Source organism: Promicromonospora citrea, from assembly GCF_013004695.1.
Taxonomy (GTDB): domain Bacteria; phylum Actinomycetota; class Actinomycetes; order Actinomycetales; family Cellulomonadaceae; genus Promicromonospora; species Promicromonospora citrea.
In genome coordinates, this window is sequence record NZ_JABEMG010000152.1 from 1 (window position 1) to 9842 (window position 9842).

Here is a 9842-nt window from a genome sequence, read left to right on the forward strand (position 1 = left end):
CGTTGCCCGGGCGCCGCGGCCCCGGCTGGGCGGGATCGGCGTCGTGGAAGATCGGCAGCGAGGACAGGTCGGGCAGGTCGGGGCCGCTCATGCGCCGCTCCCTCCGGGTCCGCGCCACGGTCCGCTCTGCACGGCGGACGGGCCGCCCGCCGCGGCCGCGCCCTGCGGCCCGACGTCGCGCGGGCCCGTGGCGAACCGCGCGCGGCGCTTCTCGATGCGGTCCTGGATGCGCGAGATGACCGGACCGGCCGACCGGACCAGCGGCGACGTCGCGTACCGGCGGCCCGCGGGCGAGCCGACCGACAGCACCTCGGCGTTGACCGGGTCCCAGGCCAGCGAGCCGACCGTGCCGAGGCCGAGCGTGCGCGCGATCTCGTTCGCGTCGTACGGCCTGCCCGGACCGACCGTGAGGACGGTGAGGTTGGTGAGGTCGTGCGCCGCGGCGTCGACCAGCGACGTGCGTGACTTGACGAGCTCGCGCGTCACCGCGATGTCGGGCAGGCGCGAGCCGGTGGTGATCAGCACCTGGTCGGCGAGCCGGACCAGCGCCTCGCGGTCCTCGCGCACGACGCCGCCCGTGCCGAGCCGGCCGAGGTCGACGAGCACGTCGATCCCGCCACGCTCGAGCGCGACGAGCTGGTTGGCGAGCGGTCCCCACAGGTTCGCCACGGCGGGCGCGGTGTGCGGGCTGACGATGCCGGGCAGCAGCTTGCGGTCCGGGTCGTTCCGCACGAGCGGGAGGGTCTGCTCCCAGAACGCGGACTCCAGGTCGCCGTGCGAGTGCGCGATGGCGAGCTGCTGCAGACCGCGGTCGTGCGGGAGCTGACCGCGGAAGTACCCGGCGAGGATCGAGGACCCGGCGAGGTCGGCCTCGACGAGCAGGACGGGCCGGGGCCACTGGAGCGCGAGCACGAGCGCGGCCGTGGTCGTCCCCGGGGAGCCCTTCGCGTTGGCGAGGGCGACGAGAGCCATGACTCAGCCCTGCCCGGTGGAGTCGAGCACGAGGGCGACACGGCCCGTCGCCGCGCGGGCCGCGAGCGCCGCGGCGTTCCCCGACGCGACGCGCACGTCGACGACCTTCTGGTCCCCGACGGGGCTGTCCTGGGCGGGCGTGACGACCGTCGCGGCGATGGCGAACGGCGCCTGGGCGGGCGGCTCGCCGCCGGCGGCGGGCGTCTCGACGATGCGGACGGAGTCCCCGGGGCGCAGCGGCTGGAGCGGCATCTGGCTCGGGGCGAGCGCGATGCCGACGACGGACTGGCCCGCCGGGGGCTCGAGCTGGTCGGCGACGCTCGACTCGGTGAGGAGCTGACCGGCCTTGAGGTCGGTCGTGGCGACGCCGCCCACGTACCGGTCGAGCTGGTCGGCCGGGATCGGCTCGAGCAGGGTCGGCCCGGCGGGCAGCTCGACGATGCCGACGTCACCCGTGGTGATCTCCGCGCCCCGCGACACGTCGGTGCGCACGGCGAGGACCTCGTAGGTGTTGCCGAGGGTGCTGACGAGGTACACGGCGGCGAGCACGCTGAGCGCCACGAGCGCGAGGCCGAGCGCGATCAGCGCGGGGCGGCGACGGGCGCGCGTGGGCTTGAGCGGCCCGGGCGGTGCCGGCCGCTGAGGTCTTGTCGCGGACCGGGCCTGCTGGTCCTGGCTCGCGACCTTCGTGCCACTGCTCACCGTGCCGTCTCCTCCGACCCCGTCGGCGGAGTCCGCCTCGGGTGCCCCCGGTGCGGGTCCCGTCGCGGTTCCCTTGCGTGCGCCTGTCTCCACCGTGCTCCTGCCCGTGCCGGCCAAGGTCTCCTGCGCGCGTCACGGATGTGACGCCGCAGGTAATCCTGGGCCACGCGGGCGGACCCGGCAGGTTGAACGCTAATCAGGCTCACGAGCACACGCCAGGTCAAGGAGACTTCAAAGTTGTGGAGATGGCTTGAATATTGAGTGACCCTTGATCGATCTTCTCCTGACGAGGCAATACCACACCTGTGGTGTTGACTCCCCAGGTCAGGCGTGAGAAAAGCGTCCCGCACCGGGCCCGGTGACCACAAATCACAGGCATGCGTGCAGGCTGGCTGGCGCGGGTCCGGACAGGACGAGAGGGCCCCGCTGGCGGTGGGGCCCTCTCGCGATGAGACGGACGTCGGACGACTTCAGGGCTTCACGCACCCCCCAGTGCTCAGCCGTTCGGTCGTCGTGGTCCCTCACCGTCCCGTTCGCCCGGCTGTCCCCCAGACAGACCACCGGACTGAACGGCTTCCGCCAGCCGTCGCACTGCGCGACTCGCCCGCTGGCGCAAGGCTGCGTGCGAGAGGCCCAGCTCCTGGGCCACCCGCCGCTGATAGTTCCCGCGACCCGAGCCGAGCTCGGCGTACTCCGGGAGGTCGGGGTCCGGCGCGTAGAGCCGCGCCAGGAGAGCTGACTCGTCCTTCGTCAGGACGCTCTGGTCCAGCCCCCACGCGATGACGTCGAGCACCTCGCCCGTCGTCCCGAGCGAGAGGCTCGCGAGCGAGTAGACGACCTCGGGCCCGGGCTCGGGGGGCGTCGGCCGCTCGAGGACGGTCAGCGTGGTGGTGTCGGTGGGGATCTCGGCGACCTGGGGGCCGCGGCTCACGCGGCCGCCCTGCGCGTGCGGTGCCCGGTCGCCGACGACGCGCGTGAGGGTGTGCCCCTGCAGGCGCATCGCGACCCGGCTGCTCCGCTCGAGGTCGTAGTGCGTGATCGCGTCCCACATCGCCGCGGCGGCCTCCTGCTCGAGGTCCTGCACGTCCGGGTAGTGCCTGCGCGAGCGGCGCACGATCGTGCGCACGGCGGGCAGCATGCACTGCAGGACGGCGCGGCCCGCCGGGAAGCTGCCGCGCGCGTGCTCGACGATCAGCGCGTAGAGCACCTCGTCGGCGTCGGCGGGGGCGAGCCGGACGGCTCCGCCCGTGCGGAGCGCGGCGAGCTGCGGGAACCGCGCGACGAGCCGCTCGATCTCCGCCGCGAAGGACCGCGTGCGGACCAGGTCGGCCCAGTCGTGGTCGAGCTCGCGCATCAGCGTCCCCGACGCCGGCGTCGGCATGCGTCCAGGCATGGCAGTTCCCCCCTCCGTTCAGCCCTGAGTCCATCCCGGGGGTGTTGCCCGCCACTGTTGCCCGCTGACTTTGCATGAATGTGACCTGCGTCACACCCGTTGAAAACTGGTCCGTCACCGATGTCACACGAGCCCGCGACCTGCCATTTGTGCTCTGCAGACGCAAGAGACGGAGAAACGGGAGAGGCGAGATGAGCAAGGACGAGCTCGACCAGGCGCCCGGCGCCGGACTCGGCAGCACCGACCTCGGCAGCGCAGGGGTCCGCAGCGCGGACCCCGATCAGGACTTCGACCACACCTGGTCCCTGCTGCGGGACACGGCGGAGGTGCATGCGGCGCGCGGTGCGCTGGCCCCCGTGGTGGCCGACATCATCGCGACCCTCACCGCGGACCCGCTCGGCGACGACGACACGACGACCCGCCTCAGCGAGGCGCTCGACAGCCCCCGCGTGCGCAGCGCGCGCGAGGCCCGCGCGCGCATCCAGGCGGACCTGCAGAACGAGGTGCGGACCCGATGAGCTCGCTCCTGGTCCGCCGGCGCGGCAGGAAGGCCGCCGCACCGGCAGAGCTGCCTGCTCCGGCAGGCGGCGGCCCCGGCGCCGGCGCGGCCCGCCCCGGGACCGACCGAACCGCGGCACCCCGGTCGTCGGCGGCCGGCGGGGACGACGGCGACGACGCACCCCCTCAGGTGGTGGAGTGGTCCAACGGCCCCGCCCTCGTCACGAAGGCGTGGGGCGCGCTGCTCGCCCTCGCGCTCCTGGCCGGCCCCGCCGCCCTCGCGTGGACCTTCCTGCGCCCCGACCCCGCGCCCGTCGCCGCGACGTCCGGCCCCGCGGACACCGCGGCGCAGGCGGCCGCGAACGAGCGCGCGGTCGAGCTCGTGGAGACCTGGCTGCGCGCCGACAAGGACGACCAGCAGCTCCTCGCCTCCCTCACCTCCGCACCGGTCGGCTCTCTCCCCCAGGAGGGTCTGACCATCCGTGACTCGTCGATCGCGCAGAGCGAGGCGGCCGAGGACGGCGTGTGGTCGGTGACCGTCGGCGTCGACGTCGCCGAGCCCGCCCCCGGCTCGACGCCCCCGCCCGCCGGGCAGGCCGAGGGCGAGGAGGCCGACGTGCCCCTGGTGTGGGTGCGCCGCTACTTCCAGGTACCCGTGCTCGTCGAGCGCACCGAGACCCGGTACTCCGGACCTGAGCTCGCCGTGGCGGCCCTGGCGCTGCCCGCCCCCGTGCCCGGCCCCGCTGCCGCCGAGCCGCCGGACCTCGACTACCCCGAGACCATCTCCCCGACGTCGGAGGCCGGCCAGTCCGTCTCCGGGTTCCTCGCGGCCATGGTCGCGGGCGACGGGGAGATCTCGCGCTACCTGCGCCCCGGCACCACGATCTCGGCGATCGTGCCCGCCCCCTACGCGGGCGTGGCCGTGACCGGTATCAAGGGCTCGCACGAGCTGAGCGAGTCCCCGGCCGACGGCGACGGCACGCACGCCCTGACCACCGTCGAGCTGACCCGGCTCGACGGCCAGAAGACCACCTCCCAGTACGTCCTCACGCTCGTCGCCCGCGACGGGCGCTGGGAGGTTGCCGGCGTGGAGCCGGCCGTCCGTATCGACACGACACCTACCGGCACGAACGGCTCCGGCACCGCCGGACGGTAAAGAAAGCGAAGGAGAGAACCATGATCAACGAGATCGTCATGGCAGACGGCTTCCTCGACCTCATCACCGTGAAGTCCGAGGAGGTCAAGAGCGCCATCGAGTCGGTGACCTTCGTGGTCGTCATCCTCATGGTCGTCATCACCGCCGTGAAGACCAAGATGTCGATCGCGGCGATCCTCATGTCCGCGATCGTGGGCGGCATCGTCCTGTGGCTCGTCAACGGCGGTATCAACGTCACCTCCGAGCTGGCGCGGGACGAGTTCGCCGCACCCGCGGCGATCGTGAGCACGCAGACGGTTCTCTGACGCGGAGGATCCGCCGTCAGGCACAGGGGCATGGCGCTGGGGGCAAGGCACAGGGTTCAGCCGGGTGCGTTCGCGCGCCCGGCACGTGGTGAGGAGGGTGTCCGGTGACCGAGACCGCGAAGTTCTACACGAAGGCCCGCCGCATCCCGATGCTGGTGGGCAAGCTGCCCAGCGGCGGACGCATCTGGGGCGGGCCGTACACCATCACCCAGGTGGGCGCGGGCGCCGTGGTGGCGTTCGCGCTGTGGCGGACCGCTCCGCTGTGGGCACAGCTGGGCGGCTTCATGAACATCGTGGTCGCGGTGGGCCTGGTGGTGGGGACCGTGTGGGCCACCGGCAAGCTGCCCAGCTCGGGCCGCAACCCCCTCTCGTTCGTCATGGACGCGATGAACCTGACCTCCAGCCCCGGGCGCCTCGTGGGTGGCCAGGTGACGCTGCCCAAGCCCCGTGTGCTGACCCACCGGGTCATGGTGGTCGTGCCCGCCACCACGACGGCACCCCTCCCGCCGTCGGCTCTTGTCCGGCCCGACGGCGCTCCCGCGCCGGCCGTCGTCGTCCAGCCGGTGCCGACGGAGCTGCTGCCCGAGCTGACCGCCCGCGGGCCCGCGGACGCGACCCTCGAGGGACGCAGGCTCGACGCCCCGCCCCCGACCTCACGTCCGGCCGCGCCGCCGGGAGGCGGCACCCCGGCGGGAGGCGCACAGCCCGCGCGCCGCTCGCCCGCCGACTGGGCCGCCGCTGCCGCGGCGGCCACGGCGGAACGTCAGAGGTCGGAGCTCACGGGCGTGGGCGAGCTGCTCGCCGGCCGCCCGGCGTCCCCCGACCGCACCGACCGCACCGACCAGCCGACCCCGCGAGAGGACTGAGCCCCCATGCTGAGCCACATCTCGGCCCTGACCGACGGCCTCATGTGGACCCGCACCGGGACCGTGTGGGCGGTCTGGCGCGTGTCCCCCGTGCCCTATGCGTTCCAGCCGGACGACAAGAAGCACGCCGCCCGGCGGCACCACACCGCGCTCTACCGCGCGCTGCGCGGCGAGTCGCTGCACCTCGGCCTCACGGCGGCCACCGACCCGGCGTCCGTCGTGCTCGCCATGATCGAGGGCGTCGACCTCACCGAGCGGGAGGCGTGGGCCGCCGAGTGCGAGGCGACGCTCGACTTCCTCGAGCAGATCCCGATCGGGCGCCGCGTGCACTGGATCGCCGCGCCGCTGGCCAACCCCGGCGCCAAGGCGTTGCTCGAGCCCCTGCGCGCGAGCTGGACCAGCCTGCAGGACACGCTGATGATGCCGCGCTCCGTGCCGGACCGGCACGCCGTCGGCGAGCGCGCGGCCCAGGCCGAGGCGCTGCGCAAGGAGATGCCGAGCGCGTTCGACCCGCGGCCCGCGACCGTGGCCGAGATGGCGTGGATGTTCGGCCACGCGATGCAGCGCGGCCTCGGGCTCGACACGGCCGTCCCGGTCGACGGCTCGCTCGACGCCGAGATGCACCTGTCGGGGCCGTCGGTGCTGCCGTCGGCCCTGGTGGACCCGGCCGGGCAGACCGACTCCGAGAAGAAGCTCAGCCCGCTGCAGATCCTCAAGCGGCCGTACGTCAAGGTGGTCGACCCGGCCACGCCGGAGCTCGCGTCCTACCAGACGACGCTCGTGGTGAGCGACACGCCCTCGGGGGGCATCGTGTACCCGGGCTGCGAGTGGATCGGCCGCGTGGACGAGTCCGGCGTGCCCTGCGACTGGGCGATCCGGATGACCGTCCGGTCCCGCGACGAGGTGACGAACCGCAACCGCCGCGCGGTGCGCACCCTCAACGACCAGTTCGACCAGCGCTCCGAGGAGGAGCGCGCCGGCTCGTCGCTGGACACCACGGCCCGCGCGCTGGGTGAGTACCAGGCGGTGATGGACGCCGACGAGCTCGAGGTCGAGGTCGACGCCACCACGATGTTCACCGTCTCGGGCCACACCCCGGAGCAGGCGCTGGACGACGCGCGCGACCTCACCAAGTACTTCGCGGCCATGCAGTTCGCGCTGCGCACCGACCCGACGATCCAGCCCACGCTGTTCGACGCCACGCTCCCCGGCATGCCGACGCCGCGGGCCGTGCGCGAGTACTCGCAGATCACGACGGCGCGCTCGTTCTCCGCCGCCGTGCCGTTCGCGACGACGGAGCTGGGCGACACCTCGGGCGCACTGTTCGCGCTGGAGATCTCGAACGGCGCCGCCCGGCCCAACCCGGTCTTCGTCAACCTGGCGGGCGCCACCGACAAGCTGGACGTCGCGCTCGCCATGGGGTTCGTGGGCGAGCTCGGCTCGGGCAAGTCGGTGAGCATGAAGACCGTGGCGATGGATAACGTGGACATGGGCGCGACGCTCATGGCCGTCGACCACACCGAGATGGGCGAGTGGGGCATCGCCGTGTCCGAGATCCCCGGCTCCCAGGTCGTGGAGATCTCCGAGGACGCGACCGTGTCCATGGACCCCCTGCGGATCCTGCCGCCCGCACAGGCGCCACGCGTCACGCGCGCCTTCCTGACCGTGCTGCTCTCCGTGCAGACCAAGTCGGAGCAGAACGTGCTGCTGTCCAAGGTGCTGCAGACCGAGTACATGTGGCGGCACCAGATCACGTCGCTCGGCTCGCTGGCCCGGCACCTCGAGCAGGACTGCGAGTACCCCGGCGCCCGGATGCTCGCCGACGAGATGCGCATCTTCTCCGAGCTCGACTTCGGGCGCGCGCTGTTCGACGACTCGCTGCCGCCGCTCGACCTGACGTCACCGGCGATCGTGCTGCACACGCACAAGATGCAGCTGCCGTCGAAGGCGGACATGGAGCACGGCCACCTGTTCGCGGAGCTCAAGGCCGAGAAGGTGTTCGGCCGCGCCACGTTCGCGCTCATCGCGGCGCTGGCCCGCTACCGCTGCTTCCGTGACCGCAGCAGGCTCGACATCTTCGCGGCCGACGAGGCGTCCAAGACGATGTCGTCGCCCGAGGCCGCCGAGGAGATCGGCATGTTCATCCGCGACGGCCGCAAGCACAAGGCCGCGCTCCTGCTCGGCAGCCACGACGCCGAGGAGGACTTCGGCAACGAGGTGGTCCGCGGCCTCATCCCGTTCCGCGTGCTACTGCGCCACCGGGACGCGAACCTCGCGCGCCGCGGCCTGCGCTGGCTGCACGGTCTGCCCGTGGACGCGCCCGTCGACGAGACCCTCGTCAAGCTCGTCACCGAGGGGACGGCGCCCGTCCTCGACGGCTCGGGCGTGCCCGAGGAGCGGCGCGGCGAGTGCCTGATCCGGGACTTCCAGGCCCGGTACGGCCGCGCGAAGGTCATGGCGCCCCTGGTCGAGAAGCGCGCGCAGACCGTCAAGACCACGCCCACGAGCTCGTCGGGTGCGGTGATCGGGGCATGAACCGGCTGGCTCCCCTCGCGTTCGCCGACCCGCAGGGTGGGCTGAACCTCCAGGACACGCACGGCGTGGGCTACAACCGGTTCACGCTGCAGTGGGACACGGGCTCGCCGTGGAACCCGCTCAACGTCGACTCCGAGATCTTCTCGACCCTCGCCGGCATGTTCTGGGTCTGGTACCGCGACATGGTCGCCGTCCAGATCTGGGTGCTCGACTGGGTGCTCGGGATGGACTGGCTCGGCTACATCCTCGCGCCGCTGGCCGGGCTGAGCATCATCGTGCAGAGCATGATCGCGCAGATCGGCCTGCTCAACCTCATGCTCATCATCCTGGCGTTCGTCGTCGGCTTCTGGCTGCTCAAGGGGCGGTACGCGGGCGGCTTCATGGAGCTGCTCATCGGCTGTCTCATCGCGGCCCTCGCGACGACGTTCCTCGCCAACCCGATGGCGACGATCGGCGGCGAGCAGGGCGTGATCATGCAGTCGCGCGACGCCGGCATGGACATCGCCACCGGGTTCGCGACCGAGGGCGCCTCGTTCCAGCGCGACTCGCAGGTGATCCGCGACGGCCTCAAGGGGCAGCTCGTGGACACGCTGCTGCGCGCGCCGCACCAGATCATCAACTACGGCTCGGTCATCGACGGCACCGGCTGCGAGGACACCTACACCGAGAACGTCGGGCGCGAGAACGCCGTCGAGGCGATCGGCGGGTGCGACGCGGCGTACGAGGAGGCGTCGTCGACCGTCGACGCGGGCACCGTCGTCTCGACGCTCAGCCTGCTCACGACAGGGTTCGTGTTCCTGCTGCTGTCGGTCGTCATCGTCGGCGGCACCATCTTCGCGGTGCTGCTGCTCGGCTGGTCGGCGATCAAGCTGCTGTGGCAGCTCCCGGTGGGCGTCATCTCGAGCGGCACCCGGGCACAGCTCTTCCGCACGTTCGCGAGCGTCGGGTTCGGCTGCATCCTCGTCGCGATGGCCACGATGTTCCTCGTCGCGTGGATGAAGATGCTGCTCGGCTTCTACGACGCGACGAGCGGTCTGCCGTTCCTGGTGCGCCTGTACCTGTTCAACACGCTCGTCATCGCGGGCGCCGTGTTCTACGTGCTGATGGGCGCGAGCGTGCGAGCAGGCCTGCGCAACCTCGCGGACAAGCTCGCGGCCGCGGGCGTGCCGTCGCAGGTCGGCGAGCCCGCCGCGATGCCGTGGGACGGCACCGCCAAGTGGCGCGACCGGTACACCAAGGCCAAGGAGTGGGCGGGCGTCGGCCTGGGCCCCGCGCCGGTCAAGCCGCACGAGAGCGTGATCGACACGGACGCCGTGGACGCGAACCCGTCGGCGATGGACGGCACGCCCTCCGGCGGCTCGGTCGCCGGCGCGGCGGCCGGCGGCGCCGCCGTGGGGGCTGCCGGTGCGGCGGCC

At 72.7% G+C, this 9842-nt stretch carries 9 protein-coding genes; 6 read left to right on the top strand and 3 right to left on the bottom strand.

The window, feature by feature from the left end:
- Positions 1-87: 87 nt before the first annotated feature.
- The 3 genes from HLB15_RS20360 to HLB15_RS20370 all read right to left on the bottom strand — a co-directional run bounded on the left by HLB15_RS20360 (position 88) and on the right by HLB15_RS20370 (position 3067).
- Positions 88-972: a CpaE/TadZ family protein gene (locus HLB15_RS20360; RefSeq protein ID WP_171108085.1), complete on the bottom strand. Its 885-nt coding sequence runs from the start codon at positions 970-972 to the stop codon at positions 88-90.
- A gap of 3 nt (positions 973-975) precedes the next feature.
- A complete protein-coding gene (locus HLB15_RS20365) occupies positions 976-1674 on the bottom strand; it encodes an SAF domain-containing protein (RefSeq protein WP_171108087.1) in 699 nt (232 codons plus the stop codon).
- A 496-nt stretch (positions 1675-2170) separates the two neighbouring features.
- Entirely contained in the window at positions 2171-3067 is an 897-nt protein-coding gene (locus HLB15_RS20370) for a sigma factor (protein WP_171108089.1), read from the bottom strand.
- A 191-nt stretch (positions 3068-3258) separates the two neighbouring features.
- On the opposite strand from HLB15_RS20370, the gene HLB15_RS20375 reads away from it, so the two are divergent.
- From HLB15_RS20375 to HLB15_RS20400, 6 genes are all read left to right on the top strand, one after another.
- Positions 3259-3585 carry a hypothetical protein gene (locus tag HLB15_RS20375; RefSeq protein ID WP_171108091.1) on the top strand — a complete coding sequence of 109 codons (327 nt, stop codon included), beginning with the start codon at positions 3259-3261 and terminating at the stop codon, positions 3583-3585.
- A complete protein-coding gene (locus HLB15_RS20380) occupies positions 3582-4721 on the top strand; it encodes a conjugal transfer protein (protein WP_171108093.1) in 1140 nt (379 codons plus the stop codon). The genes HLB15_RS20375 and HLB15_RS20380 overlap by 4 nt, the downstream gene beginning before the upstream one ends.
- A gap of 20 nt (positions 4722-4741) precedes the next feature.
- Positions 4742-5026: a hypothetical protein gene (locus tag HLB15_RS20385; protein ID WP_171108095.1), complete on the top strand. Its 285-nt coding sequence runs from the start codon at positions 4742-4744 to the stop codon at positions 5024-5026.
- A 104-nt stretch (positions 5027-5130) separates the two neighbouring features.
- Positions 5131-5892, top strand: coding sequence for a hypothetical protein (locus HLB15_RS20390; RefSeq protein WP_171108097.1), 762 nt, complete (start codon positions 5131-5133; stop codon positions 5890-5892).
- A 6-nt stretch (positions 5893-5898) separates the two neighbouring features.
- Complete coding sequence (locus tag HLB15_RS20395; RefSeq protein WP_171108099.1) at positions 5899-8427, top strand: ATP-binding protein; 2529 nt, start codon at positions 5899-5901, stop codon at positions 8425-8427.
- On the top strand, positions 8424-9842 hold a 1419-nt coding region (locus tag HLB15_RS20400; protein WP_171108101.1), incomplete at its 3' end, for a hypothetical protein. The genes HLB15_RS20395 and HLB15_RS20400, both read left to right, overlap by 4 nt.

Bases quoted from the DNA above. Each gene is read 5' to 3' on its own strand.
- HLB15_RS20375 (WP_171108091.1), top strand. From the start codon at position 3,259: ATGAGCAAGGACGAGCTCGACCAGGCGCCCGGCGCCGGACTCGGCAGC.
- HLB15_RS20380 (WP_171108093.1), top strand. From the start codon at position 3,582: ATGAGCTCGCTCCTGGTCCGCCGGCGCGGCAGGAAGGCCGCCGCACCG.
- HLB15_RS20395 (WP_171108099.1), top strand. From the start codon at position 5,899: ATGCTGAGCCACATCTCGGCCCTGACCGACGGCCTCATGTGGACCCGC.
- HLB15_RS20370 (WP_171108089.1), bottom strand. From the start codon at position 3,067: ATGCCTGGACGCATGCCGACGCCGGCGTCGGGGACGCTGATGCGCGAG.
- HLB15_RS20385 (WP_171108095.1), top strand. From the start codon at position 4,742: ATGATCAACGAGATCGTCATGGCAGACGGCTTCCTCGACCTCATCACC.
- HLB15_RS20360 (WP_171108085.1), bottom strand. From the start codon at position 972: ATGGCTCTCGTCGCCCTCGCCAACGCGAAGGGCTCCCCGGGGACGACC.